The 25,100-nt window shown below is 71.7% G+C and carries 29 protein-coding genes; 13 read left to right on the top strand and 16 right to left on the bottom strand.

Annotated elements, in window-relative coordinates; translation table 11 throughout:
• Together BU204_RS40090 and iolB are read left to right on the top strand one after the other, a co-directional pair.
• On the top strand, positions 1-406 hold a 406-nt coding region (locus BU204_RS40090), incomplete at its 5' end, for a Cgl0159 family (beta/alpha)8-fold protein (protein ID WP_456297883.1).
• A complete protein-coding gene (gene iolB, locus BU204_RS14020; RefSeq protein ID WP_075126099.1) occupies positions 403-1,245 on the top strand; it encodes a 5-deoxy-glucuronate isomerase in 843 nt (280 codons plus the stop codon). The genes BU204_RS40090 and iolB, both read left to right, overlap by 4 nt.
• A gap of 25 nt (positions 1,246-1,270) precedes the next feature.
• Here the strand turns inward: iolB and BU204_RS14015 are convergent, their stop codons facing one another.
• The 6 genes from BU204_RS14015 to ctaE all read right to left on the bottom strand — a co-directional run bounded on the left by BU204_RS14015 (position 1,271) and on the right by ctaE (position 7,219).
• Entirely contained in the window at positions 1,271-2,107 is an 837-nt protein-coding gene (locus BU204_RS14015) for an alpha/beta fold hydrolase (RefSeq protein WP_075126098.1), read from the bottom strand.
• 61 nt (positions 2,108-2,168) lie between these two features.
• Positions 2,169-3,053: a class A beta-lactamase-related serine hydrolase gene (locus tag BU204_RS14010; protein ID WP_233160266.1), complete on the bottom strand. Its 885-nt coding sequence runs from the start codon at positions 3,051-3,053 to the stop codon at positions 2,169-2,171.
• Positions 3,050-4,732, bottom strand: a complete 1,683-nt coding sequence (gene qcrB / locus BU204_RS14005; protein ID WP_075126097.1) for a cytochrome bc1 complex cytochrome b subunit — start codon at positions 4,730-4,732, stop codon at positions 3,050-3,052. The genes BU204_RS14010 and qcrB overlap by 4 nt, the downstream gene beginning before the upstream one ends.
• Positions 4,729-5,859, bottom strand: a complete 1,131-nt coding sequence (qcrA, locus tag BU204_RS14000) for a cytochrome bc1 complex Rieske iron-sulfur subunit (protein WP_075126096.1) — start codon at positions 5,857-5,859, stop codon at positions 4,729-4,731. Before qcrA ends, qcrB begins: the two co-directional genes overlap by 4 nt.
• Positions 5,856-6,653 carry a cytochrome bc1 complex diheme cytochrome c subunit gene (qcrC, locus tag BU204_RS13995; RefSeq protein WP_075126095.1) on the bottom strand — a complete coding sequence of 266 codons (798 nt, stop codon included), beginning with the start codon at positions 6,651-6,653 and terminating at the stop codon, positions 5,856-5,858. The genes qcrA and qcrC overlap by 4 nt, the downstream gene beginning before the upstream one ends.
• Before the next feature lie 20 nt (positions 6,654-6,673).
• On the bottom strand, positions 6,674-7,219 hold the full coding sequence (ctaE, locus tag BU204_RS13990; protein ID WP_233160268.1) for an aa3-type cytochrome oxidase subunit III: 546 nt from the start codon (positions 7,217-7,219) through the stop codon (positions 6,674-6,676).
• A 219-nt stretch (positions 7,220-7,438) separates the two neighbouring features.
• On the opposite strand from ctaE, the gene BU204_RS13985 reads away from it, so the two are divergent.
• Positions 7,439-7,846, top strand: coding sequence for a hypothetical protein (locus tag BU204_RS13985; protein ID WP_075126093.1), 408 nt, complete (start codon positions 7,439-7,441; stop codon positions 7,844-7,846).
• Positions 7,847-7,852: 6 nt separating this feature from the next.
• The gene (gene trpD, locus BU204_RS13980) at positions 7,853-8,929 is read left to right on the top strand and encodes an anthranilate phosphoribosyltransferase (RefSeq protein ID WP_075126092.1); all 1,077 of its coding nucleotides are present in this window, start codon (positions 7,853-7,855) and stop codon (positions 8,927-8,929) included.
• A gap of 79 nt (positions 8,930-9,008) precedes the next feature.
• On the opposite strand, the gene BU204_RS13975 is transcribed toward trpD, so the two are convergent.
• Entirely contained in the window at positions 9,009-9,410 is a 402-nt protein-coding gene (locus tag BU204_RS13975) for a cytochrome c oxidase subunit 4 (RefSeq protein ID WP_075126091.1), read from the bottom strand.
• A 45-nt stretch (positions 9,411-9,455) separates the two neighbouring features.
• A complete protein-coding gene (gene ctaC, locus BU204_RS13970) occupies positions 9,456-10,424 on the bottom strand; it encodes an aa3-type cytochrome oxidase subunit II (protein ID WP_233160264.1) in 969 nt (322 codons plus the stop codon).
• Between the two features lie 165 nt (positions 10,425-10,589).
• Here ctaC and asnB point away from each other — a divergent pair, with 165 nt between their 5' ends.
• Positions 10,590-12,518 carry an asparagine synthase (glutamine-hydrolyzing) gene (gene asnB, locus BU204_RS13965; RefSeq protein WP_075126089.1) on the top strand — a complete coding sequence of 643 codons (1,929 nt, stop codon included), beginning with the start codon at positions 10,590-10,592 and terminating at the stop codon, positions 12,516-12,518.
• A gap of 3 nt (positions 12,519-12,521) precedes the next feature.
• Here the strand turns inward: asnB and BU204_RS13960 are convergent, their stop codons facing one another.
• From BU204_RS13960 to BU204_RS13945, 4 genes are all read right to left on the bottom strand, one after another.
• Positions 12,522-13,370, bottom strand: a complete 849-nt coding sequence (locus tag BU204_RS13960; protein ID WP_075126088.1) for a hypothetical protein — start codon at positions 13,368-13,370, stop codon at positions 12,522-12,524.
• A 37-nt stretch (positions 13,371-13,407) separates the two neighbouring features.
• A complete protein-coding gene (locus tag BU204_RS13955; protein WP_075126101.1) occupies positions 13,408-14,340 on the bottom strand; it encodes a carbohydrate kinase family protein in 933 nt (310 codons plus the stop codon).
• Between the two features lie 212 nt (positions 14,341-14,552).
• Positions 14,553-14,915 carry a HesB/IscA family protein gene (locus BU204_RS13950; protein ID WP_075126087.1) on the bottom strand — a complete coding sequence of 121 codons (363 nt, stop codon included), beginning with the start codon at positions 14,913-14,915 and terminating at the stop codon, positions 14,553-14,555.
• Between the two features lie 98 nt (positions 14,916-15,013).
• Positions 15,014-16,123, bottom strand: coding sequence for a glycerate kinase family protein (locus BU204_RS13945; protein WP_075126086.1), 1,110 nt, complete (start codon positions 16,121-16,123; stop codon positions 15,014-15,016).
• Positions 16,124-16,161: 38 nt separating this feature from the next.
• Here BU204_RS13945 and BU204_RS13940 point away from each other — a divergent pair, with 38 nt between their 5' ends.
• The 3 genes from BU204_RS13940 (at position 16,162) to BU204_RS13930 (ending at position 18,226) form a co-directional block, all read left to right on the top strand.
• Complete coding sequence (locus BU204_RS13940) at positions 16,162-16,812, top strand: DUF3043 domain-containing protein (RefSeq protein ID WP_075126085.1); 651 nt, start codon at positions 16,162-16,164, stop codon at positions 16,810-16,812.
• A 4-nt stretch (positions 16,813-16,816) separates the two neighbouring features.
• Positions 16,817-17,635: an SDR family oxidoreductase gene (locus BU204_RS13935; RefSeq protein ID WP_075126084.1), complete on the top strand. Its 819-nt coding sequence runs from the start codon at positions 16,817-16,819 to the stop codon at positions 17,633-17,635.
• Positions 17,636-17,779: 144 nt separating this feature from the next.
• Positions 17,780-18,226 carry a hypothetical protein gene (locus BU204_RS13930; protein ID WP_075126083.1) on the top strand — a complete coding sequence of 149 codons (447 nt, stop codon included), beginning with the start codon at positions 17,780-17,782 and terminating at the stop codon, positions 18,224-18,226.
• Positions 18,227-18,251: 25 nt separating this feature from the next.
• Here the strand turns inward: BU204_RS13930 and BU204_RS13925 are convergent, their stop codons facing one another.
• A complete protein-coding gene (locus BU204_RS13925; RefSeq protein ID WP_075126082.1) occupies positions 18,252-18,455 on the bottom strand; it encodes a DUF397 domain-containing protein in 204 nt (67 codons plus the stop codon).
• 11 nt (positions 18,456-18,466) lie between these two features.
• On the bottom strand, positions 18,467-19,312 hold the full coding sequence (locus BU204_RS13920; protein ID WP_075126081.1) for a helix-turn-helix domain-containing protein: 846 nt from the start codon (positions 19,310-19,312) through the stop codon (positions 18,467-18,469).
• A gap of 394 nt (positions 19,313-19,706) precedes the next feature.
• Here BU204_RS13920 and BU204_RS13915 point away from each other — a divergent pair, with 394 nt between their 5' ends.
• Both BU204_RS13915 and BU204_RS13910 read left to right on the top strand, forming a co-directional pair.
• Positions 19,707-20,126, top strand: coding sequence for a hypothetical protein (locus BU204_RS13915; protein ID WP_075126080.1), 420 nt, complete (start codon positions 19,707-19,709; stop codon positions 20,124-20,126).
• Positions 20,127-20,194: 68 nt separating this feature from the next.
• Positions 20,195-21,166: an aldo/keto reductase family protein gene (locus BU204_RS13910; protein WP_075126079.1), complete on the top strand. Its 972-nt coding sequence runs from the start codon at positions 20,195-20,197 to the stop codon at positions 21,164-21,166.
• Here the strand turns inward: BU204_RS13910 and BU204_RS13905 are convergent.
• Entirely contained in the window at positions 21,163-21,336 is a 174-nt protein-coding gene (locus BU204_RS13905; protein WP_233160262.1) for a hypothetical protein, read from the bottom strand. The two genes, BU204_RS13910 and BU204_RS13905, sit on opposite strands and share 4 nt — an antisense overlap.
• 24 nt (positions 21,337-21,360) lie before the next feature.
• Between BU204_RS13905 and cobU the strand changes: the two genes are divergently transcribed.
• The 3 genes from cobU (at position 21,361) to cobS (ending at position 23,763) form a co-directional block, all read left to right on the top strand.
• Positions 21,361-21,894: a bifunctional adenosylcobinamide kinase/adenosylcobinamide-phosphate guanylyltransferase gene (cobU, locus tag BU204_RS13900; protein WP_075126078.1), complete on the top strand. Its 534-nt coding sequence runs from the start codon at positions 21,361-21,363 to the stop codon at positions 21,892-21,894.
• A 74-nt stretch (positions 21,895-21,968) separates the two neighbouring features.
• Positions 21,969-23,018: a nicotinate-nucleotide--dimethylbenzimidazole phosphoribosyltransferase gene (cobT, locus tag BU204_RS13895; protein WP_075126077.1), complete on the top strand. Its 1,050-nt coding sequence runs from the start codon at positions 21,969-21,971 to the stop codon at positions 23,016-23,018.
• The gene (cobS, locus tag BU204_RS13890) at positions 22,987-23,763 is read left to right on the top strand and encodes an adenosylcobinamide-GDP ribazoletransferase (protein WP_075126076.1); all 777 of its coding nucleotides are present in this window, start codon (positions 22,987-22,989) and stop codon (positions 23,761-23,763) included. Before cobT ends, cobS begins: the two co-directional genes overlap by 32 nt.
• Here cobS and BU204_RS13885 read toward each other — a convergent pair.
• Complete coding sequence (locus tag BU204_RS13885) at positions 23,760-24,869, bottom strand: branched-chain amino acid aminotransferase (RefSeq protein WP_075126075.1); 1,110 nt, start codon at positions 24,867-24,869, stop codon at positions 23,760-23,762. The two genes, cobS and BU204_RS13885, sit on opposite strands and share 4 nt — an antisense overlap.
• Positions 24,870-25,100: the final 231 nt, after the last annotated feature.

The raw sequence follows: 25,100 nt of genomic DNA, 5'->3' as shown, positions 1-25,100 counted from the left end.
CGCGCTCGCGGTCGACGAGCTCGCCGACGCGCGACTGGTCGCGATGGTCGAGCCGTTCCTGTCCCGCCGGGTCGACGGGGTGCTGCGCAACGACCTGTCGGTCGAGGCGGCCACGACCGCGGTGACGATCGCCGCCGGGCTCGGCCACACCTCGGCCTACACCTGGCTGAAGGTGCCGGTGATCGGTGACGGCGGCGAGGACATGGCCCGGGTGCTGTCGGCGACGACGCTGCCGACGCTGCTGCTGGGCGGTGAGGTGTCGGCCGACGCCGAGGCCACCTACGCCCGCTGGGACAGGGCGCTGCGCCACCCGACCGTGCGCGGGCTGGTGGTCGGCCGGTCCCTGCTCTACCCGCCGGACGGCGACGTCGAGAAGGCCGTCGACACCGCGGCGGGGCTGCTGTGAGCGGCCACTACCGCCCCGCGGGCTCGGCCGGCCCCGACCGGGTGACGATCACCCCCGCGTCGGCCGGCTGGACCTACTCGGGTCTCGTCGTGCTCGACCTGGGTCCGGGCGAACGGCGTGAGGTGTCGACAGGCGAGGCCGAGACGCTGGTCCTGCCGCTCTCCGGCGGCTGCGTGGTCGCGGTCGAGGGCGAGACGTTCGAGGTGACCGGCCGCCGGGACGTGTTCGCCGGTCCCACCGACTTCGTGTACCTCCCGCGGGAGGCGACGGCCGTGCTGTCGTCCTCGGCCGGGGCGACGCTGGCGCTGCCCTCGGCGGTGTGCACCCGCCGGCTGGCCGCGCGGTACGCGCCCGTGTCGGGCGTGCCGGTGGAGTTGCGCGGGGCCGGGCGGTGCAGCCGGCAGGTGAACAACTTCTGCACCCCGGAGGCGTTCGAGGCCGACAGGCTGATCGCCTGCGAGGTGCTGACGCCGGGCGGGAACTGGTCGTCCTACCCGCCGCACAAGCACGACGAGGCCGGCGAACACGAGAGCGAGCTGGAGGAGATCTACTACTTCCAGGTGGCCCGCGAGGGCATGGGCTACCAGCGGGTGTACGCCTCCGCGGCCGGCCCCATCGACGTACTCGCCGAGGTTCGCACCGACGACGTCGTCCTGATCCCCCACGGCTGGCACGGGCCGTCGATGGCCACCCCCGGCTACGACCTGTACTACCTCAACGTGATGGCCGGGCCTGGCACCGAGCGAGCCTGGCTGATCAGCGACGACCCTCGGCACACCTGGGTCCGAGAGACGTGGGCGGCGGAGACGACCGACCCGAGGCTCCCGTTCGGCCGCTGACCCGTCCGCCGCGGGCACCCGCGCCTCAGCGCAGGAAGGCGGCCACGGTTCGGACGAACCAGGCCGGGTCGTCGAGCCACGGAAGGTGGCCGGCGGCCGGCTGCACGGCCAGCTCGGCCTTCGGGAGGAGGGCGGCGTACTCGGCAGCGCACGGGGGCGGCAGTGCGACGTCGACCTCGCCGGCGAGCAGGAGGACCGGGGCCTCCAGCCGGGTGAGGGCGGCGCGAGTGGCGGCCGGGTCCGGCAGGCCGTCGTAGTAGTGGGCCGCGGCCTCGGCGTTGCGGCGCTCCGCGTCCTGGGCGTCCAGGGCCTGCCGGGTCGCGTCCCAGCGGCCGTGGGTGAACGGGGTGATGGCGTCCCAGTCGGCCTCGGTGGGCTCGCCAGCCCAGATCCGCTCGAAGGCGGCGAAGGCGTCCGGGAACCACGGCTCGTCACGGCGTCGCTCGGCCACCTCGCGGCGGTGCCGGTCGGTGACCTCGACGCCCACCACCCGGGTGCTGGGGGCGACCAGCACGAGGCGGGCGACGCGGTCGGGGTGCCGGGCGGCGTACAGCAGGGCGAGCGACGCTCCAGCCGAGTGCCCCAGCAGGTCGACCCGCTCGCGGCCGAGCCGGGCGCGCACCGCCTCGACGTCGTCGACCTGGCGGTCGCACCGGTAGGTCTCCGGGTCTTCGGGTACGGCCGACCCACCCGTTCCGCGCGGGTCGAGCAGCACCAGGGAGCGGTGCGCGGACAAACCCCCGAGGTCGCCCAGGTACGGCGAGGGCTGCATGGGGCCGCCGGGGAGGCACACCAGCGGCTCACCCGCGCCGAGGACGTGCTGGGCGAGCAGGGTGCCGTCGGGAGCGGGGAAGGTGGTCATGAGGGCGGATCGTAGGCAGGCGTGCCGCACGGGCGCGCCCGTATTTCCGCCCAGGAGGCGCTCAGGCGGGGAAGTAGCCGGCGAACAGGAGGCGGGCGACCGCGGTGACGGTGGCGCGGCCCGCGGTGTAGCCGGCCTCGCCGTGGAGGGCGTTCATGACGGTGAGCGTGTAGCGCTCACCGGGGCCGACGAAGCCGACGGTGTTCATCACCCAGCCGTCCACCTCCTCCGACCAGCCGTCCTTGGTGCCCGGCCGGGCGTCGGGGCCGGCACCCCACACCCCCCACTGCTGCTCGGCGCCCACCGACCGCATCTCCGCCACGATGAGGTCGCGCTCGTCCCCGGGTAACTCGGTCAGGACGAAGGTCATCAACCGGTCGAGGTCCTCGGCAGTGCACTTCTGGAAGCCCCAGTACGGGAAGTAGTCGGAAAACCCCTTCTGCGGCACCAACGAGGTGAGCCCGTAGTCCGGGAAGTTGTCGTTGAACTCCTGGTGGTCGCGCCCGGCGTAGCGGTACCAGAGGGTGTCCGCGGCGCGGTCGTCCGAGCTGTGCAGCATGGCGTGGATCAGCGTCCGGTCCTCGGTGCTCAGCGTGATCTCGCCGGACCGGTTCCTGGTGAACAGGTCGACGACCATCGCGAGCTTGATCGTGGACGCGGTCCAGGTCAGGTCGCGGGCGTGCTCGTTGTGCCACTCCGCGCCCGTGCGCAGGTCGCGTACCACGACACCGGAGGTGCCGGGACGGTCCTCGAGGTAGTCCCGCACCGCCTCGAACCTGCCCTGCAGCTCGCAGTCGAAACCGCTGTCGGCGCAGGCCGGCTCCGGTCCTGGCGTCCCCTGCCTGGCGAGTCCTGGCACCGAGGAACCCGAGGCGCACCCGCCGACGGCGAGGAGGGCCGCCGCGACGAACGCGACGACCCTCCTCGCTCGGACGGATAACCTCACAGCTTCTTGGAGGGGTCCTCCTGGCTCCTGGCGATCGAGGAGCCGGTCTCGGTGGCCCCGGACTCCACCTGCTCCGCCCGGTGGCCGAGCTGGGCGGCACGGGCCTTGGCGAGCGCCGCGGTCTCCTCCGGCGGGTCGGCCTTTAGGAGCGAACCGGCAACCGGCTCGCCGGCCGAGCCGAGCTTGTTCATCTTCTTCGGCACCGGCGCGCCCTGGTACTCGAGCGGGACCGGATGGCCGTGGTCGTCCACCGGGCCCAGCGGCTGGTGCACCTCGATGAACTCGCCGTGCGGCAGCCGCTTGATGATGCCGGTCTCCACGCCGTGTTCGAGCACCTGCCGGTCCGACCGCTGCAACCCCAGGCACAACCGGTAGGTGATCGCGTAGGCCAGCGGCGGCAGCACCAGCAACCCGATCCGGCCCATCCAGGTCGTGGCGTTCAGCGAGATGTCGAACTTGAAGGCCAGCACGTCGTTGGCCGCCGACAGCAGCGACACCATGAAGAACGTGATCGCCATCGCGCCGAGGCTGGTCCGCACCGGCACGTCACGCGGCCGCTGGAGCAGGTTGTGGTGGGCGTAGTCCTTGGTGAACTTCCGCTCGATCCACGGGTACACCGCCGCGATTCCGGTGAGCAGCGGTAGGCCCATCATGAACGGGAAGAACGGGGCGGGAATCGTGTAGTTCCCGAGATAGACCTCCCAGGCAGGCCATAGTCGGACCAGGCCGTCCGTCCAGGCCATGTACCAGTCGGGCACCGTTCCGGCCGAGATGTGCGAGGCGTTGTACGGGCCGAAGTTCCACACCGGGTTGATCTGGAACAGTCCGCCCATCAGCGCCGTGACGCCGATGACGACCGCGGTGAACCCACCGGCCTTGAGGGCGAACGTCGGCATGATCCGGACGCCGACGACGTTGGTCTCCTTGCGGCGCACCCCGGGGAACTGGGTGTGCTTCTGGTACCAGACCAGGCCGACGTGGATGCCGATCAGCGCCAGCAGGATGCCCGGCACCAGCAGGATGTGCAGCGTGTAGAGCCGCGGGATGACCTCGGTACCCGGGAACTCGCTGCCGAAGATCAGCCAGTTGATCCAGGTGCCGACCACCGGCAGCGACATCATCAGGCCGGACAGGATCCGCAGGCCGGCGCCGGAGAGCAGGTCGTCCGGCAGCGAGTAGCCGGCGAAGCCCTCGACGCAGGCGAGCAGGAAGATCAGGACACCGATGACCCAGTTCGTCTCGCGCGGGCGCCGGAAGGCACCGGTGAAGAACGTCCGGAACATGTGCAGGACGATCGCGGAGGCGAACAGCAGCGCCGCCCAGTGGTGCACCTGGCGGACGAACAGCCCGCCGCGCACGTCGAAGGACAGGTACAGCGTCGACTCGTAGGCCCGGGACATCTCCAGGCCGCGCAGGTTCACGAACGAGCCCTGGTAGGTGACCTCGGCCATCGACGGGTCGAAGAACAGGGCCAGGTAGGTGCCGGACAGCAGCAGCACGATGAAGCTGTAGAGCGCGATCTCACCGAGCAGGAACGACCAGTGCGTCGGGAAGACCTTGTTCAGCTGCCGCCGCATGCCGCCGGCGGCGTGGAACCGGTCGTCCACCCACTTGGCCGCCCCACCGGCCGCGCGCATGGCGAGGTTGTCCGGCTTGGTCGGTGTCGTCAGACCGCTCATGACTTCCGCTCCCAGAAGGCCGGGCCGACCGGTTCGTTGAAGTCGGCGGTCGCGATGAAGTATCCGGTCTCCGGGTCGACCGTGATCGGCAGCTGGGCGAGCTTGCGGGTCGCCGGGCCGAAGATCGGCCTGGCGTACTGCAACGCGTCGAACTGCGACTGGTGGCACGGACACAGGATGCGGTTGGTGCGCTGCTCGAACAGCGAGGTCGGGCAGCCCACGTGACTGCAGACCTTCGTGTAGGCGTAGTAGTCGCCGTAGTTGTAGTCCTCCTGGCCCTCGTGCTTGACAACGCGCTCGGCGTCCTGGGGGCGCAGTCGGATCAGCATGACCGGATTGTCCGCCCTCTTGAGCGCGTGCACCAGTGCGTCGTGGTCGTCGCGCTCGGACTCGCGGAACGGGAACACGGTCTCCATGGCACCGGCGTCCAGGTCCTCGGGGCGGACCAGCTCGACCTCGCTGGCGTCGCCGGTGTCCCGGCGGAGGAAGACCTTCTCCTCACCGTGGTGCAACCACCCGGTGTGCCAGAGGCCGTCCTCGTTCGTGGACTGGGCGTGCGGGTTGCGCAGCAGGCCGCCGAGCGGCACCACGGTGACCGCGAGGCCGAGGACGCCGCCGCCGAAGGCCAGCGAACGCTTGATCATGGGCCGGCGGCCGATCGTGCTGCGGGTCCCCGCGTCGGCGAGCTGCGCGATGATCGTCGCCTTGTCGACCTCGGTCGAGCCACCCTCGTGCCGCTCCTGGACGGCGACCTCGTGTGGGATGAACCGCCGGGTGTAGAGCAGCACCCCGAAGCCGAGCGCGAGGATCGCGACGCCCAGGGTCAGGCCGATGACCGGGGTGTAGAGCGAGTACATCGTGTACCCCTCCTCACCCGGCGCGACGTACTTGGCGGGCCAGAAGATGAAGGCGGCCACGAAGGCCAGGCCCGAGAGGCCGGAGAGACCGAACCAGAACGCGACCAGCCGCTCGGCGCGCTTCTCGGCGCGGGTGCCCTTGACCGGCCAGGGGTCGGGGTACTCGACCAGCTCGACGCCGTCGAGCCTGGTCCCAAGCCGGACCAGCTCGTCCCGGCTCATGCCGGCGAGCTCCTCGTCGCCGGGCACCTCCGGGTTCTGCTTGCTCATTGCTTAGCCCCGATCCACAACGTCACACCGACCAACGCGGCCATTCCCACGATAAATGCGATCAGGCCCTCCGGCTGCGGGCCGAGACCACCCAGCGGGCTGCCGCCGGGGTTGTTGTTGCCGTCCGTGACCGACTTGACGTAGGCGACGATGTCCTTCTTCTCGGTCGGCGAGAGCTGGCGTTCGGAGAAGCGCGGCATGCTCTGCGGGCCGGAGAGCATCGCGGTGTAGATCTCCTCCTCGGTGACGTCGTCCAACGCGGGCGCGAACTTGCCCGACGACAGCGCGCCGCCGCGACCGGTGAAGTTGTGGCAGGAGGCACAGTTGAGCCGGAACAGCTGGCCGCCGCGGGCGAGGTCGTCGCCGCGCAGATCGGTGCCACGCTCCTCGGGCAGCTCCGCACCGCCGCCGTTGGCCTGGACGTAGGCGCTGATCTGCTCGATCTCCTCGGGCGTCAGCACCGGCGGCTTCTCGCTCAGCTGCGCCGACATCGAGGCCGCGGGCATGCGCCCGGTGGAGGTCTGGAAGTAGACCGAGGCCTCACCGATGCCGATCAGGCTCGGGCCGCGGTCCTTCACGCCCTCCAGGTTCTGGCCGTGGCAGCTGATGCAGGTGTTGTTGTAGATCTGCTCACCCTGCCGCACCATGATCGGATCGTCCTGGGCCTGCGCCGTCTGCGGCTCGGGAACGAGCACGCTGTAGAGCGTCCCGACACCCACCAGCGCGACGGCCAGCGCCAGCAGACCGGAGACCCGCCTGCGGAACTTGGTGCTGGCCCTGCGTTTCTTCATCATCTGTGCGGCAACCCCTGACGTCACTTCACGAAGTAGATCACGCTGAACAGGCCGATCCAGACCACGTCGACGAAGTGCCAGTAGTAGGACACGACGATGGCCGAGGTGGCCTGGGCCGGGGTGAACTTGCTCAGCCTGGTGCGGATGAGCAGGTACACGAAGGCGATGAGCCCGCCGGTGACGTGCAGCCCGTGGAACCCGGTGGTCAGGTAGAAGACCGTTCCGTAGGCCGACGACGGGATCGTGGTGCCCTCGCTGACCAGCTGGACGTACTCGTACGCCTGGCCGAGCACGAAGATCGTGCCCATGGCCAGGGTGATCGTGTACCACCGCCGCAGCCCGAACACGTCACCTCGCTCCGCCGCGAACACACCCAGCTGGCAGGTGAGAGACGAGGCGACGAGGACGATCGTGACGACCAGCGCGTAGGGCACGTTCAGGTGCGTCGGCTCCGGCGGCCAGTGCTCGGTCTCGTTCTGCGCCTTGACCGTGAAGAACATGGCGAACAGGCCGGCGAAGAACATCAGCTCGCTGGCCAGCCAGACGATCGTGCCGACGCTGACCATGTTCGGCCGGTTCAGCGAGTGCACACGCTGGCTGATGTTGGGCGCTGCTGTCGTCACGCGGGCATTATTGCCTGTCCCGGGGGGATCGGGCTGATCGGGTCCGCCCCGCGTCGACTCTCTCGACCACGCCTCCGCCCAGCGCCGGGCACCTGAACCGGATCTTGCTGGTCCGGATAGCATCGGGGGGTCCTCGCTCACCACGTCCGGGAGGCCGCAGAGATGAGCACACCGTTGAAGCTCCTGGTGTTCAGCCACCGGCCCGAGGTCCGGGAGACGATCGTCACGGCGGTGGGCCGGCGTCCCGCGGCGGACATCGGCCGGGTGACCTACCAGGAGGTCTCCACGGTCTCCGAGGTGCTGATGGAGATGGACAGCGGCACGGTCGACCTGGCGATCCTCGACGGCGAGGCCCAGCCGACCGGTGGCATCGGCCTGTGCCGCCAGCTCAAGAACGAGATCGACCCGTGTCCCCCGATCGTGGTCGCGATCCGCCGCAAGGACGACCGCTGGCTGGCGACCTGGGCGCAGGCCGACGCGGTCATCGTGCACCCGCTCGACCCGCTGGCCGCCGCCGAGACGGTCGCCGACGTGCTGCGCAACAAGCAGCTACCCGTCTACCAGGGGTGACCGGACGTGAGCGAGGCGTCACTCACCTGGCCTAGCCTGCTCAACCGGTTGGTGGCCCGAAACGACCTCACGGCCGAGGACACTGCCTGGGCCATGGACGAGATGATGTCCGGCCGGGCGACCCCCACCCAGATCGGCGCGTTCGCCGTGGCCCTGCGGGCCAAGGGCGAGACCGCGGGCGAGGTGGCCGGCATGGCCGAGGTGATGCTCGCGCACGCCCGCCGCGTCACCCTGGACAGGCCCGCCGTCGACGTGGTCGGCACGGGCGGCGACCAGGCCGGCACGGTCAACATCTCCACGATGAGCGCGCTGGTCACGGCGGCCGCCGGGGTGCCGGTCGTCAAGCACGGCAACCGGGCCGCCTCGTCCCGCTGCGGAACCGCCGACGTGCTCGAGAAGCTCGGCGTGGCCATCGAACTTTCACCCGAATCGGTGACAAAGTCCGTGCAGGAGCTGGGCATCGGGTTCTGTTTCGCGCCCGCCTTCCACCCGGCGCTGCGCCACGTCGGACCGAGTCGCGCCCAGCTCGGCATCCCGACCACGTTCAACGTCCTCGGGCCGCTGACCAACCCCGCGCAGCCCACGTCGGCCCTCGTCGGCGTCGCCAACGAGCGCATGGCGCCGATCATCGCCGACGTGCTCGCCGCCCGCGGGTTCAGCGTCCTGGTGGTCCACGGCGACGACGGCCTCGACGAGATCACGACGACGACCACGACCACCGCCTGGGTGGTCTCCGGCGGCACGGTGCGGACCGAGAAGATCGACCCGAGCGCGTTGTCCATCGCCCGCAGCGGCGCGCACGACCTGGCCGGCGGCGACGCGGAGAAGAACGCGACGGTCGTGCGGGCCCTGGCCGCGGGCCAGGCGGGCCCCGTGCGCGACACGGTGCTGCTGAACGCGGCCGGGGCGATCGCGGCGTTCCGCGGCCTGTCCGACGACCTCCACGCCGACCTGGCCGCCGCGATGGAGACCGCCACCGAGGCCGTCGAGAGCGGCCGGGTGGCCGACCTGCTGGAGCGGTGGGTGCCCCTGTCCGCGGCACTTCGCGACGAGGACGCGGGGGTCGCCGGGGTGGCGGGCTGAGCCCGCCCGAACGAACGACCCGAGACACGAACGAACCCGCGGGACCGATGAGTCCCGCGGGTTCGTTCGTGTTCGGGTGTCAGTCGGTGGCGTGCGGGCGCGAGTGGTACTCGAACACCAGCCCGCCCACCGTGATCAGCACCAGCACCAGCCCGATGATCAGCAGCCAGACCTGCCAGAACGCGATCGCGTATGCGGTGACCGCCCCCGCGGCCGCGATGCCGACCGGCCAGTACGAGCCGGGGCTGAAGAATCCGACCTCGCCGGCGCCGTCGCTGATCTCCGCGTCCGGGTTGTCCTCCGGACGCTGCTCGACGCGCCGTGCGACGAAGTGCAGGTACGAACCGATGATCAGGGACAGGCCGCCGGTCAGGATCAGGGCGACCGTGCCCACCGGCTCCCGCGCCCAGAGGCCGTAGACGACCGCGGCGAGGAAGAAGAAACTGGTCGTCACGTCGAAGAGCCTGGCTTCGACCTTCATGCTGTCCTCACTCTCGGGGTGGGCTCACGGCGGCGGGGACCGACCTCACCGGCCCGCGGTGCGGGCGGTGCGGTCGGTGTCGAACGGCGCGGTCGAGGTGGCCAGCGGGGCACACAGCTCGCCGCAGTCCGGGTCCTCCTCGCCGAGCACCCGGAGCGCCTCCGCGGCGCTGTGGGGCTCGCCGGTCTCCTCGTTCACGGTGCGCCGCAGCACCATGTACCGGTCGAACCGCTCGGGGCTGATCGCACGGACCTCGAAGTTCATCATCGAGTGGTAGGTGCCGCAGAGCTCGGCGCACCGGCCGACGAACGCGCCCTCGCGGTCGATCGAGTTCTGGAACGTGTTGTCCTGGCTGTTCTTCTCCGGGTACGGGAAGACGTCCCGCTTGAAGTTGAACTCCGGCACGAAGAACGAGTGGATGACGTCCCGGGCCCGCAGCTCGTAGTGGACGGTCCGGTTCACCGGCAGCACCAGCAGCGGGATCTCGTCGGAGGTGCCCACGGTGTGCACCAGCGGCCCCTCCGGGGTACGCGGGACGACGGTGGCACCGGAGGCGTCCTTGTACGTCTCGTACTCGAACTGCCAGTTCCACTGGAAGGCCAACACGTTGACCTTCACGTCGATCTCCTCCGGCGCCTCCTCGGCCAGTACGTAGTTCTGGGTCGTCATCGTGAAGTAGAACAGCACGACGACGATCACCGAGGGGATGCCGGTGTAGATCCACTCCAGGAAGTGGTTGTACTGGAACTGCCGGGGCAGCGTGTCCCCACGCTTGCGGTGCGCGATGACCGGCCACAGGATCAGCACCCAGACCAGCACACCGACCAGGAGCGACGCGACGACCGACCAGGTCCAGAAGTCACGCATGCGGTCGGCCTGCGGGGTGATCCCCTCCGGCCAGCCGAAGCGCAGCACCTCCTCGGTGGAACACCCGGACACGGCGATGGAGACCAGACCGGTCAGGCCAGCCAGACCCGCCACCCGCCTCGCCGGTGTGCGCCTCTTGTCGCCCACTGCGCGCCCCTCCTCAGACATGAGTGATCTAGGCTCGGAGCCTAGCCGAGCGGGCCCGAACACACCGCGTAGGGGCGGTCAAGTCCACCGCGTCCGGGTGCGCGCCACGGCTGGCGCCATACTGGGGCCTGACGAGCACTCGACACGAGAGGTTGTGCCGGAGACGTGTGCGGTCTGCTTGGCCTTGTCTGCCCCACCGAAGCCGATGCCAGTGCGAGCCGAGAGGCGGTGGCGGCGGCCATGCGCTGCCAGCGGCACCGCGGCCCGGACGAGAGCGGCACCTGGGAGGGTGACGAAGTCGTCTTCGGCTTCAACCGGCTTTCGATCATCGACGTGGACAGCTCCCACCAACCGCTGCACTGGAGCCCGGAAGGGGTCCAGGAGCGGTACACCCTGCTGTTCAACGGGGAGATCTACAACTACCTCGAGCTGCGCCAGGAGCTCATCGAGCAGTACGGCGCCACCATGCGCACCCACGGCGACGGCGAGGTGATCGTCGCGCTGTACCACTACCTCGGCCCGGCCGCGGTCTCGAAGCTGCGCGGCATGTTCGTGTTCCTGATCTGGGATTGGCGGCGGCGGGTGGTGTTCGGCGCCCGCGACCCCTTCGGCATCAAGCCGCTGTTCTACTCGACGGGTCCAGGGGGCGTCGCCTTCTCGAGCGAGAAGAAGTCACTGCTCGAGCTGACCCACCGGCTGCGCGTGCCGGCCACGCTCGACCGCACCGCCCTGCAGCACTACCTCACGCTGCAGTACGTCCCCGAGCCGGAGACGCTGCACCAGGAGATCCGGCGGATCGAGTCGGGGACCTCATTCACCATCTCCCCCGGCGGCCGGCTCACCACCGAGCGGTACTTCTTCCACACGTTCCGGCCGACGCCGCTGCGCGGCGAGAACACCCCGGAACGGCTCTACGACCAGATCGCCAACGTCATGCGGGACTCGGTGGCCAAGCACATGCGTGCCGACGTCACCGTTGGCGCGTTCCTCTCCGGCGGCATCGACTCGACCGCGATCGCGGCGCTGGCCAGGGAGCACAACCCCAACCTGATCACGTTCACCACCGGGTTCGAGCGCGAGGGCTACTCCGAGGTGGACGTGGCGGCCGAGTCCGCGGCGGCGATCGGGGTCAAGCACGTGGTCCGCACGGTCAGCGCCGAGGAGATGATGGAGGCACTGCCGCTCATCGTCTGGTACCTCGACGACCCGGTGGCCGACCCGGCGCTGGTCCCGCTCTGGTTCATCGCCAGGGAGGCGCGGCGGCACGTGAAGGTCGTGCTCTCCGGCGAGGGCGCGGACGAGCTGTTCGGCGGCTACTCGATCTACCGCGAGCCGCTGTCGCTGGCCGCGTTCGAGAAGGTCCCCGGCGGGCTGCGGCGCGCGATGGGCTCGCTCTCGACCAAGATCCCCGAGGGCGTCCGGGGCAAGGACCTGCTGCGCCGCGGCGCGCTGGACCTGGAGCAGCGCTACTACGGCAACGCCCGGATCTTCCGCGACGACCAGCTCCGCTCGGTGCTGCGCAGCTACGACCCGTCGATCAGCCACACCGACGTCACGGCCGGCCCCTATCGCGAGTCGGCCGGCTGGGACCCGGTGACCCGGATGCAGCACGTCGACCTGTTCACCTGGCTGCGCGGAGACATCCTGGTCAAGGCCGACAAGGTGACGATGGCGAACTCGCTGGAGCTGCGGGTGCCGTTCCTGGACACCGAGGTGTTCAAGGTCGCCGCGAAGATCCCGCAGGACCAGAAGGTCACCAAGGAGACCACCAAGTACGCCCTGCGCCAGGCATTACGGCAGATCGTGCCGGCGCACGTGCTCAACCGCCGCAAGCTCGGCTTCCCGGTGCCGATCCGGCTCTGGCTCAAGGACGAGATGTACGAGTGGGCGCGCCAGATCGTGCTCAAGTCGCAGACCGACGAGGAGATCGACAAGAACGCGGTGCTCAAGCTGCTCGAGGAGCACCGGGCCGGAACGCTGGACCACAGCAGGCGGATCTGGGCGCTGGTGGTCTACATGCTCTGGCACGGGATCTTCATCGAGGGCTCGATCCGGCCCCGGATCCCCGAGCCGCACTACCCGGTCCGGCTCTGAGCCTCACCGGCGCAGCCGCCAGGTCTTGCTGTCGAAGGCGACGCAGACGCCCGGGGAGAGCACGACCACGCGCAGCGTGCCGTCGCGTTCGTCGTGGTCGATTCCCTCGGCCTCGAACTCGCCGCGGCAGGCGCTGCGCAGCGGGAGCTGGCCCAGGGCGGTCACCCGGCCAGGAACGTCGGCGGCGCCGACCGGGTTGGCCAGGTTCACCTGCAGGAGCGGCTTGGTGATCCCGAACAACGCGCCGGCCGGGTCGTCGGAGGAGCACAGGAGCTGGGTCGGCGTGACGAAGTCGCAGCCCTGGATGTCGCGCACGGGTCGGTCCAGGCGGATCGCCGAGGCGAGGGGCAGGTTCGCGCCCGGGTCGGGGTGGGCGGTGCCGGGCATCGGGTGCACGAGCAGCCGGTCCATCGTCCCCCACTCCCCGGCGACCAGCCAGCGGCCGTCCGGCGAGACCGCGGCGAAGGAGTTGTTCGTCGCCTCCCAGGGCTCCAGGGCGTGGGTGTACTCCGCCCAGGAGCCGTCCGGCGCCTGCACGCGGAACAGCTTCGCGCCGCGGTCGTCGCGCTGGTAGGGCTCGACGTAGTAGCCGTGGCCGGCGCCGGGGTCGCCGACGTGGTTCCAGCCGCGTGCCGCGACGCCGGGCGGGATGGTGGCGACGCCGGTGTAGCGGACCACGGTCCCGCCCGGGCGTTCGACGACGGCCAGCCCCTGCGACTCGTCCAGCGGCCGGGCGACGTCGGAGCCGACCGGGAGCCACGGGCCGGTGGCGGCGCCGGCGACGCCGGGCGCGCCCACGGCGAGAACGGCCAGGACGCCGAGCAGGGTCACGGTAGCTGTGAGTGCACGCATGCACTCACAGCTACCAGGTGCTCACGAAAAGGGGAACCTACGGGAGGATGGCCCCGATCTCCTTCGCGGCCTCGGGGCCGTAGGCGGCACCGATGCGCGAGATCGCCTGGGACTTGTCGAAGGTCCACTCCTGCGGCCCGACCGTCTCCAGCACCAGCACCGCGATGTAGGAGCCGAGCTGTGCGGCGCGCTCGAGCGGGAGCCCGCGCTCCATCCCGGCGAGCAGGCCCGCGCGGAAGGCGTCGCCGACGCCGGTGGGGTCGGCCTTGACGGTCTCCGGGACCGCGTTGACGGTGACCGAGGTGCCGTCCTTGTAGACGATCTCGGCGCCCTTCTCACCCAGCGTGGTGATCCGCACGCCCACCCGGTCGTGCACCTCGCGCTCGGTCCAGCCGGTCTTGCGCCGCAGCAGCTCCCACTCGTAGTCGTTGCTGAACAGGTAGTCCGCGCCCTGCACGAACGCCCGGATCTGGGAGCCGTCCATCCGCGCGAGCTGCTGGGAGGGGTCCACGGCGAACCGGTAGCCGCGCTGGCGGCACTCGTCGGCGTGGCGGAGCATCGCGTCCGGGTCGTCGGGGCTGATCAGGACCAGGTCGAAGCCGCCGACCTTGGCCGCGACCGGGGCGAGCTCGATCAGCCTGGCCTCGGCCATCGCACCGGCGTAGAACGACGCGATCTGGCACATGTCGTCGTCGGTCGTGCAGACGAACCGGGCGGTGTGGGCGGTCTCCGACACGTGCACGCCGGCGCAGTTCACACCGTGCCGCTCCAGCCAGGACTGGTAGTCGGCGAAGTCGCTGCCCACCGCGCCGACCAGCACCGGGGACGCGCCGAGCACAGCCATGCCGAAAGCGATGTTGGCCCCGATCCCGCCCCGGCGCACGACCAAGTCGTCGACCAGGAAGCTCAGCGACACGCGGTGCAGCTGCTCGGCTACCAGCTGGTCGGCGAACTTGCCGGGGAAGTGCATGAGATGGTCGGTAGCGATGCTCCCGGAGACGGCGACGGGCACGAGGGATTCCCCTGTCTGGTGGTCGTCGGTGGAACGGACGAGGTCGTGACTGGCCAGCGACGACCCTACCGGGCGGTGCTGACGAGCCGGCAGAGCGCTCGAGCCGAAACGGCGAACGGGGCCCCCGAGGGGGCCCCGTTCATCTCAGCTCGTCTCGGTTCCGCCGGATGTCAGTGGAACGAGTCGCCGCACGCGCAGGAGCCACCGGCGTTCGGGTTGTCGATGGTGAAGCCCGACTTCTCGATCGTGTCGACGAAGTCGATGGTGGCGCCCTGGACGTAGGGAGCGCTCATCCGGTCCACGGCGACCTTGAGCCCGCCGAAGTCCCGGAACAGGTCGCCGTCGAGCGTGCGCTCGTCGAAGAACAGTTGGTAGCGCAGGCCGGCGCAGCCACCGGGCTGGACGGCGATGCGCAGGTGCATGTCGTCCCGACCCTCCTGGTCGAGCAGAGCCTTCGCCTTGCTCGCGGCGGCCTCGGACAACGTCACCCCGTGGGTCTCCGTCGCCGTGGTGTTCTCCTGTGCGGTCGTCATGGTTCTCCCTCGACCTTCGGACTCCTACTACCTGTGGACAACCGGGATCGTCCGCGTTTTCTTCCCCCATGGTCCCACACGCCGCTCGAGCGGCGGTGTTACCGATGCCACTGCTCCGAGACGTGCTCGGCGAGCGAGGTGAGCGTCCCGCCTGGGTCGGCCATCGAGGCCTCCGCGGAGCCGACGTGCTCGGCGACCGAGTAGGCGCGGTCGACCCCCGCCGCGGCGGCACGCCGACGGCCGACGCTCACCACCCCGGCCAGTACGACGCACGGGGTGCCGCGCTCCGCGGCCGCCTCGGCCACCCGGGTGACCAGCTTGCCCCGCAGCGACTGGAAGTCGAAGCTGCCCTCCCCGGTGACCACGAGCTGGGCGGCGTCCAGCGCGGCGTCCAGGCCGGTGAGCCGCCGGACCACGCCCGCCCCGGACTCCACCCTGGCGCCCAGCGCGATCAGGGCCGCGCCGAGGCCACCGGCGGCCCCGGCACCCTTCTCCTCGCGGATGTCGCGCTCGGCGACCTCGCTGAGCATCTCCGCCCACCGCGCGAGCGAGCGCTCCAGCCGCCGCACGGCGAGGTCGTCGGCCCCCTTCTGCGGGCCGAACACGCGCGCCGCGCCCAGCCGGCCGAGCAGGGGGTTCTCCACGTCCGACGCGGCGACCAACGTCACGTCGCCGAGGTCGGGGTGGCCGTGCAGCCGGACCAGGTCGATCAGGGCGCCGCCACCGGGCGGCAGCGGCTCGTCGTCCTCGCCGACCGGGACCGCGCCCAGCGCGTGGAACAGGCCGGCGCCGCCGTCGGTCGTCGCGGATCCCCCGAGCCCGACGACGACCGTGCGCACGCCGCTGGCGAGGGCGGCGACGAGCATCTCGCCGACGCCGTAGGTCGTCGCGGCCAGGGCGTCGCGCTCCCCCTTGGGGACCAGGTGGAGCCCGCAGGCCTGGGCGCACTCCAGATAGGCCGTGCCCTCGTGCTCCAGCCAGAGCGCCTCGACCGGCGTGCCGAGCGGGCCGGTCACGGTGAGGCGGTGCAGCCGCCCGCCGAGCGCGTTGTGCAGCACGTCGACGAAGCCGGGGCCGCCGTCGGCCAGGGGGCAGAGGGTGAGCTCGTCGGCCGGCGCACCAGCCCGCCAGCCGGCGGCGATGGCCTCAGCGGCCTCCGGCGCGGTCAACGTGCCACCGAAGCAGTCTGGAGCGATCAGCACCCGCATGGTCAAAGACTAGTTGGCTTTCCCTTACTCTTTCCCCTGTGAGGTTCCTTCGCCGCAAAGAAGCCGAGATCGCCGAGACCGAGACCGACACCGGTGTGGACGTCGAGGCGGAGGACGCCAGGGCCAAGTCGCACACGCCGGGCAAGGGCAGGCCGACGCCCAAGCGCCGGGACGCCGAGCAGCGCAGGCGCGGCCCGGTCGCGCCGCCGCCGCGCACCACCCGCGAGGCGATGCGGCGGGCCCGCGGCAACAAGGAGGAGCGCAAGGAGCTCGCCGCCAAGCGGCGCGAGCTGCGCACCAAGCAGCGGGAACGCATGATGGCCGGCGACGACCAGTACCTCATGCCGCGCGACCGCGGGCCGGTCAAGGCCTACATCCGCGACCTGGTCGACTCCAAGCGCAACCTGCTCGGCCTGTTCATGCCGCTCGCGATCGTGATCTTCGTGGCGCTGCTGTTCCCGAACCCGCGGGTGCAGAGCCTGGTGACGCTGTTCTGCCTGCTGATGCTGGTCGCGATGATCCTCGAGGGCGTCCTGGCCGGCCGCCGGATCACCAGGGCGGTCCGGGAGAGGTTCCCGAAGGAGCCGGTCCGCGGCCTCTCGGTCGGCTGGTACGCGTTCATCCGCGCCTCCCAGATCCGCAAGCTCCGGGTGCCCAAGCCCCGCGTGGTCCCCGGCGACCGGGTCTGAGCGGGTGCTCCCGCAGGAGCCTCCGGTCCTCGCCCGCGATCCGCTGCCGCTGCGCGGCCGGGTGGCGCTGGTCACCGGCGCGAGCCGGCGGATCGGCATCGGCTACGCGATCTGCCGGCGCCTGGCGGCCTACGGCGCCAGCGTGTTCGTCCACCACTTCACCTCGCACGACGCGGCCCAGCCCTGGGGAGCCGATCCCGGCGGGCCGGCGGCCGTCGTGGCCGGGGTGACCGAGGCACTGGGCTCCCCCGAGGCGTCGGTCCGCTCCGCCTCGGCGGACCTGGCCGAGCCGGACGCTCCCGCCGCGCTGGTCCGGGCGGTGGTCGAGGCGTTCGGCCGGCTCGACGTGCTGGTGTGCAACCACGCCCGCAGCGGCGGTGACGGTCCGCTCGCCGAGCTGGACGCGGACCGGCTGGACGGGCACTGGGCGGTCAACGCCCGCTCCTCGATCCTGCTGGCCAAGGAGTTCGCGGCGCTCGGCGGCCCCGGCCGGGTGATCTTCATGACCTCTGGGCAGCAGCTCGGGCCGATGCGCGGCGAGGTCGCCTACGCGGCCAGCAAGGGCGCGCTGGCGGCGATCACGACGACCCTGTCCGACGAGCTGGCCGACCTCGGCATCACCGTCAACACCGTCAACCCCGGCCCGGTCGACACCGGCTACGCCCCGCCCGACGTGGCGGCCGCGGTCGCCGCCCGGTTCCCGGGCGGGCGGTGGGGCGAGCCGGACGACCCCGCTCGCCTGGTCGCCTGGCTCGCCACCGACGAGGCGCGGTGGGTCACCGGTCAGGTCGTCAACACCGAGGGCGGCTTCCGGCGCTGGTGAGCCCCGGCACGCGGGTCGACCTACGCAGAGTGCGCTTCCCCTCATCCGATGGGGTCGACCTCCAGATCGATCAAGCCGGCCTGGACGTTCCGGCGTAAGTTCCTGTCTTTCACCAGCGCCAGCCGACCGAGCGCGGGAGAGACCATGAGCGAGATCGACTACTGGATCGAGAAGTTGGGGCAGGATGGGCGGTTGCTCATGGCCTTCGGCGAGGACCCCAGGCAGCCGGTCCTGCTCGGTTCGGTCCTGTACTGGCCGGACTGCGCCGAGGTGGTGATCCTGGTCGACGAGAACCTGGTCGTCACCTACACCACTCCCGCGAACACAACGGTGTGGTGGCCGCCGACCGTGCTCCGGGCCGAGCGGGGCGACGCGCGGGAGGGGACCCGCGACCGCGTCCTGCGGGAGGCACTCGTTCTCGGTCCGCTCTCACCCCGTCCGCGCGGCGAGCCGGTCCCCGCGCCGTCCTGGGCGGGCGTTCCGCCACAGCTGCGCGACCCCGAGCTCATGCACCCGATCCTCCCCGGCCTGGGCGCGCCACTCGGCGGGGTCGGCGAGCAGCGCCACCCCAGCGGAGCGGCCCCCGCCTGACGCCGGCGAAGGCCGCTCCGGACGGCTAAGCGCGTTCGAGCCCGCCCGCGCGCAGCGCGTCGACGAAGGTCGAGAACGCGGCGGGGGTCGTGACCACCACCGGCCCGCCCGGGTTCTTGCTGTCCCGGACGCCGGCCCTGGCGGTGCCGAACGAGACCTCGACGCAGTTCTCGCCACCGCTGCGGGACGCCGTGCGCCACCGCTGCTCCACCGGCTCTGGGGCTCCCATATGTGCGCCTCCTACAGCTCTTGGATCCGACGGGTGATCATTTTTATCGTCCTCTCCGGCGTCTCCGCCTGACGGCACAGGTCCTCGAACGCCAGCCCGTAGATGCGTACGTACTCGCGACCGAGATAGTCGGACCCGATCAGGTTCTCAACGAACACGAGTCGCTGCTCGCCGAAAAGGTGCACGATCGAGTATGCCGAGCCGGGAGCGGCGTAACCGCCGCGCTCGAACGGGACGACCTGGACGGTGACGGTCGGCAGTTCGGCCAGCTCGCGCACGTGCTCCAGCTGCCCGCGCAGCGTCGCGGGCCCGCCGGCGGCCACGTACAGCGCCGCCTCGCCGACGACGAGGTGCAGCGTCGGTCGACCGTCCCTTCGGAAGTGGTCCGCGCGGGCCACTCGCTCGTCGACCATCTGCTCGACCTCCGCCGTGGACACGACGATCGACCGGGACAGCCAGGCTCGCGCGTAGTCCCTGGTGCTGACCGAACCGGGGAAGCAGTCGGGGTTCCACAGAGACAGGTGCTCGGAGGCCCGGATCAGGTGGACGTACCGCGCGGCCCACTCCGGCACCCGGCTGGGCGGCAGCCGGCGCCGCGCCTCGGTGGCGAGCCGGTTCAACGAGGCGGCCAGCTCGGACGGGATCTCGAACAGCTCGGCGAGCGCGGCCAGATCCCGGTCGCTCGTTGGGACCGTCCCCGCCTCGATCTTCGACAGCTTGGCCGCGTTCCTCCACTCGAGAGCCTCGGTCGCCCGGCTCGTACTCAGCCCGCGCGCCTCGCGGGCCGCCCGGAGCTGGGCTCCGAGCAGGATCCGCTGTGCCGCTGGCCCCAGGTCCGGCACATCCGCCTGCATCATGGCGGCGATTCTGCCGCCCCTTCTACCCACGGTGCACCCTGCCTACTCCAACCGGCTCGACTTTCTTTCAGAGGAAGACCCACAGGAATTTCCGGCGTAGATTCCTCCGTATATCGACCCCCGCGCCCCTGTGGACGGTGACCGGCGCGGGTGTGCCCGTCCGTCCACTGCGGCCCCAAACGCGGTCGGCGGACACCGGTGGTCCCGACCCCGCCCGCCCCAGGGCGTAACGACCGCCCAGCGGTGTCGGGACCACTGGTGCATCTTGCCTAATCCGATCCGGTTGACCTTGTTTCCGGGCAATTTCAACTGGAATTTCCGGCGTAGATTGCCAGCTGCCGGCGGGGCGCGGCGATCCGACAGTTTCATATCCGACAGGGCGGACAGGAGGGACATGAGCGAGCTGGACTTCTGGATCGGCGCGTTGCGGGACGACGGGTGGTTGCTGATGGCGTTCGGGACGGACGTCCGGCACCCCGCGCTGCTCGGTTTCGCCATGTACTGGCCCACGTGCACGGACGCGGTACTCCTCGTCGACGAGGAGACCGTCGTGTCCTACACGACTCCGGCGACGACGGCGGTCTGGTGGCCCGAGCGCGTGCTCCGGGCCGAGCGAGGCGACGCCGGGGAAGGCAGCCGGGACCGCGTCCTCCGGCAGGCGCTCGACCTCGGCCGACCGGAGGAACGCCCGCCCACGGCGGCGACCCCCGCGCCGCCGTGGGCCGGCATCCCGTACCGGCTGCGCGACCCCCGGTGCGTTCACCCGATCGTTCCGGCCACGGCGACGCGGATGTGGTCGCTCCCGCACCGGTGACCCGTCCGTCCACAGGGGCCCAACCGTCGCCGTCCAACCTGTAGCGGCTCGGGGACTAGGTTGGACCCATGGAGTTTCGTCGTCTCGGTCGTAGTGGTCTCAGCGTCAGCGAGATCTCCTACGGCAACTGGATCACCCACGGCTCGCAGGTGGAGGAGGAGCAGGCGCACGCCTGTGTCCGCGCCGCGCTCGACGTGGGGATCACCTCGTTCGACACCGCCGACGTCTACGCCGACACCCGTGCCGAGTCCGTACTCGGCCGGGCGCTGGCCGGCCAGCGCCGGGAGAGCCTGGAGATCTTCACGAAGGTGTTCTGGCCGACCGGCCCCGGCCCCAACGACAAGGGCCTGGGACGCAAGCACATCATCGAGTCGGCGAACGCGTCGCTGCGCCGGCTCGGCACCGACTACGTCGACCTCTACCAGGCCCACCGGTTCGACGAGACCGTCCCGCTGGAGGAGACCTTTCTGGCCTTCGCCGACCTCGTCCGGGCCGGGAAGGTGCTCTACGTCGGCGTCTCGGAGTGGACCGCCGACCAGATCCGCCGGGGTGCGGAGCTGGCCCGTGAGCTGAAGGTGCCGTTCATCTCCAACCAGCCGCAGTACTCGATGCTCTGGCGGGTCATCGAGTCCGAGGTCGTTCCGGCCTCGGCCGAGGCGGGTCTGGGTCAGATCGTCTGGTCGCCGATCGCGCAGGGCGTGCTGACCGGCAAGTACCTGCCGGGCCGGCCGGTGCCGGAGGGCTCGCGCGCCACCGACGAGAACGGCCGCAACTTCATCGCCCGGTTCATGCGCGACGAGGTGCTGGAGCGGGTCCAGAACCTGCGCCCGGTGGCCGACGAGCTCGGCCTGTCGCTGGCCCAGCTGGCCGTGGCCTGGGTCCTGCAGAACGACAACGTCGCCTCCGCGATCGTCGGCGCCACCCGTCCCGAGCAGGTGACCGAGAACGCGAAGGCCGCCGGCGTCACCCTCGAGGCGGACGTGCTGACCAGGATCGACGAGATCCTCGGCGACGTGGTCGCGACGACGCCACCGAGCTAATCCGGCGGGTGCAGGCTCATCGGGCCGTAGACGACCTCGTCCCCGTCCAGCAGCGTGACCTCGTCCACGCCGGCGGCGAGCAGGTCCGCCCAGGTGTCGCGGAGCCAGTCCTCGGCCGCCTCCCGGTCGGCGAAGACCGGGCTGTCCACACAGCTCCAGCGGTAGGCCACGCCGCGCACGATAGCGTGCGCGGCGTGGCAACCCTGGTCCTCGGCGGCGCCCGCTCCGGCAAGTCCGCCCACGCGGAGGGGCTGCTGCCCGCCGATCGCGCGACGTACGTGGCGACCGCCCGCACCGACCCGGCCGACGCCGAGTGGCAGGCCCGCATCGACGCGCACGCCGCCCGCCGGCCGCCGGGCTGGCGCACCGTCGAGCTCGCCGCGCCGGCCGAGCTCCCCGAGCTGCTCGCCGCCGCCGGCTCGGCCGACCCCCCGATCCTCGTCGACGACCTGGCCACCTGGCTGACCACGCTGCTCGACGACACCGGCGCCTGGCAGGGCGCCCCCCGCGACCCCGTCCGCGCCGAGTACGCGCGCCTGGTCGACGCGGCCGCGAGCTGCCGCGCCGAGCTGGTCCTGGTGTCGGCGGAGGTCGGCCTGGGCGTCGTCCCCGCCACGCCGGCGGGCCGGCTGTTCCGCGACGAGCTCGGCACGCTCAACGCCGACCTGGCCACCCGCTGCTCGGCCGTGGTCCTGCTGGTGGCCGGGATCCCCCTCCGGCTCCGCTGACCCGCCCCGGGTCGCGTCCGCCGGCCCGCCGGCTTCTGGTAGGCTCGTGCGCGATCACCGCAGGAGGGAGCCGGATGACCGACACGGTCGAGTTCGACACCGTCACGCCGCCGGACGAGGAGTCCCGGCAGGCCGCCCTGGCCCGGCACGGGCAGCTCACCAAGCCGCCCGGGTCGCTGGGCCGGCTGGAACGCCTCGGTGCGTGGGTCGCCGCCTGCCAGGGCCAGTGCCCACCCCGTCCGCTGGACCGGATCCGGATCGTCGTGTTCGCCGGCGACCACGGCGTGGCCGCGCGCGGCGTGTCGGCCTACCCCAGCGAGGTGACCGCCCAGATGGTGGCGAACTTCCGCGCCGGCGGCGCCGCCATCAACGTGCTGGCCGCGAGCGCGGGCGGCGAGGTCCGCGTCGTGGACATGTCGGTCGACGCCGACACCGGTGAGGCCCCGTACAAGGTCCGCCGCTCCTCAGGGTCGATCGACGTCGAGGACGCACTCACCGAGGAGGAGGTGCTGGCCGCGGTCGCCGCCGGGCGGTCCATCGTGGACGAGGAGGTCGACGGCGGAGCCGACCTGCTGGTCGCGGGCGACATGGGCATCGGCGACACCACCGCCTCGGCCGTGCTGGTGGCGGCGCTGACCGGGACCGAGCCGGTCGCGGTGGTGGGCCGGGGCACCGGTATCGACGACCGCGCCTGGATGCGCAAGACCGCCGCCATCCGAGACGCGCTGCGCCGGGCGAAGCCGGTCAGCGCCGACCCGGTCGCGCTGCTGCGCACGGTCGCCGGAGCGGACATCGCCGCGATGGCCGGCTTCCTCGCCCAGGCGGCGGTCCGCCGCACGCCGGTCGTGCTCGACGGCGTGGTCACCGGCGCGGCGGCGCTGGTCGCCGAGGAGCTCGCCCCGGGGGCCCGCGCGTGGTGGGTGGCCGGGCACCGCTCCACCGAGCCGGCCCACTCGCTGGTGCTCGAGCAGCTGGACCTGGAGCCGCTGCTGGACCTGGGAATGCGCCTGGGCGAGGGCACCGGCGCAACGGCGGCGATCCCCCTGGTGTCGATGTCGGTGCGGGTCCTGGCGGAGATGGCGACCTTCGAGGATGCGGGCATCAGCGGACCCGCCGCGGACTGACGTGCCCGCCGGCCTGCGGCTGGCGCTGTCCTGGCTGACCGTGCTGCCCGTCCGGCACGGGCCGGTGGACCGGCGCCTCGGCACCCGCGCCATCGCGCTCGCCCCGGTGGTCGGCCTGTCGCTCGGGCTGCTCGCCGCCGGGGTGCTGGCGGTGCTGCACCTCACCCACCTGCCGGGGTTGCTCGCCGGCCTGTTCACCGTCGGTCTGCTCGCCCTGCTCACCCGGGGGATGCACCTGGACGGGCTGGCCGACACCGCCGACGGGCTCGGCTGCTACGGCCCGCCGGAGCGTGCGCTGGCCGTCATGCGCGACGGCGGCGTCGGCCCGTTCGGGGTCGTCGCGCTGGTCGTCGCGCTGCTCGGGCAGGCCGCCGCGTTCGACGCGCTGGCCGGCGAGCGCTGGTGGGCGGTGGTCGTGGCGGTGACGGCGGGGCGGGCGGCGTTCGCCCTGGGCTGTGTGCGGGGCGTCCCCGCGGCACGGCCGGACGGGCTCGGCGCGCTGGTGGCCGGCACCCAGCCGGCGTCGGTACCCGCGCTCTGGTGCGCCGTGCTGGTGCTCGCGGCCGCGCCCGCGGACCTGGACCACCCCTGGCTCGGGCCGGTGGCCGTCCTGGCAGGCGCCGCGGTCACCGCGGCCTTCCTCGCCCACGTCCGGCGGCGCCTGGGCGGCGTCACCGGCGACGTGCTCGGCGCGGCCAGCGAGGTGGCCACCACCGTGGTGGCGGCCACCTGGACGCTGGTCTAGCCCTTCGGGGTGAGCGGGACCATCCAGCCGTGCGGGTCGGGGGCGGTGCCGCGCTGGATCGCGGTCAGGGCCGAGCGCAGGCGGGCGGTCACCTCACCGGTGCCGCCGTCGCCGACGGTGAACCCGCCACCGGCGTACTTGACCGAGCCGACCGGCGTGATCACCGCCGCGGTGCCGCAGGCGAAGACCTCGGTCAGCTCGCCGGACTCGACCTTCTTCTCCCACTCCTCGGTGGAGATCCGCCGCTCCTCCACGGGGTGGCCGAGCGAGGCGGCCAGCGAGAGCAGCGAGTCGCGGGTGATGCCGGCGAGCAGCGACCCGGTCAGCTCCGGGGTCACCACGCGCGCCTCGGGCCCGGAGCCGAAGACGAAGAACAGGTTCATCCCGCCCATCTCCTCGACCCAGCGACGCTCGACCGCGTCCAGCCACACCACCTGGTCGCAGCCCTGCTCGGCGGCCTGGGCCTGGGCGACCAGCGAGGCGGCGTAGTTCCCGGCGAACTTGGCCGCGCCGGTGCCTCCCGGCGCCGCGCGCACGTACTCGGTGGACAGCCACACGCTGACCGGCTTGATCCCGCTCTCGAAGTACGAGCCGGCCGGCGAGGCGATCACCAGGTAGAGGTACTCGGCCGCGGGGCGCACGCCCAGCCCCACCTCGGTCGAGATCATGAACGGCCGCAGGTACAGCGACTCCTCGTCCTGCTCGGGCACCCAGCGCCCGTCGACGGCGACGATCTCGCGCAGCGAGCCCAGGAAGAGCTCGTCGGGTAGCTCCGGCATGGCCATCCGGCGGGCCGAGCGGCGGAACCGCTCCGCGTTCGCCTCCGGCCGGAAGGACGCGATGGTCCCGTCGGGCTGGCGGTAGGCCTTGAGGCCCTCGAAGATGGCCTGCCCGTAGTGCAGCACCATCGCGGCGGGGTCGAGCGTGAGCGGTCGGTACGGCTCGACCTTGGCGTCGTGCCAACCCTGCGACCGGTCGTGGCGCACCGTCACCATGTGGTCGGTGAAGTACTGCCCGAAACCGGGGTTGGCCACTACCTCCGCAACCCGTTCCGGGGTCGCCGGCCGCGGGTGGGGGGTCCTGGTAAACGACAGTGTGGACGTCATGTGTGAACGGTAGCCGCCGTTCGGCCCGCAGAGAATCGCCAATTGGACGTTCGTGGGACGTTCTGTCGTCAAACCATCGGCGTCAGCGACCGGAGCGGTGACGGGCGGCGACGAACCCCACGGCCGCCTCACCCAGGAGGAGCACCGCGGCCCCGCCCAGCGCGGGCACGGGCGGCACCAGCACGGCGCCGAGCGCGACGGCGCCGGCGGCCGCGACCCGCACCCGCGGGG

Source organism: Actinophytocola xanthii (assembly GCF_001921205.1).
GTDB classification, from domain to species: domain Bacteria; phylum Actinomycetota; class Actinomycetes; order Mycobacteriales; family Pseudonocardiaceae; genus Actinophytocola; species Actinophytocola xanthii.
Note: the sequence above shows the minus strand (reverse complement) of the source record. Positions and strands in the feature narration are given on the sequence as shown.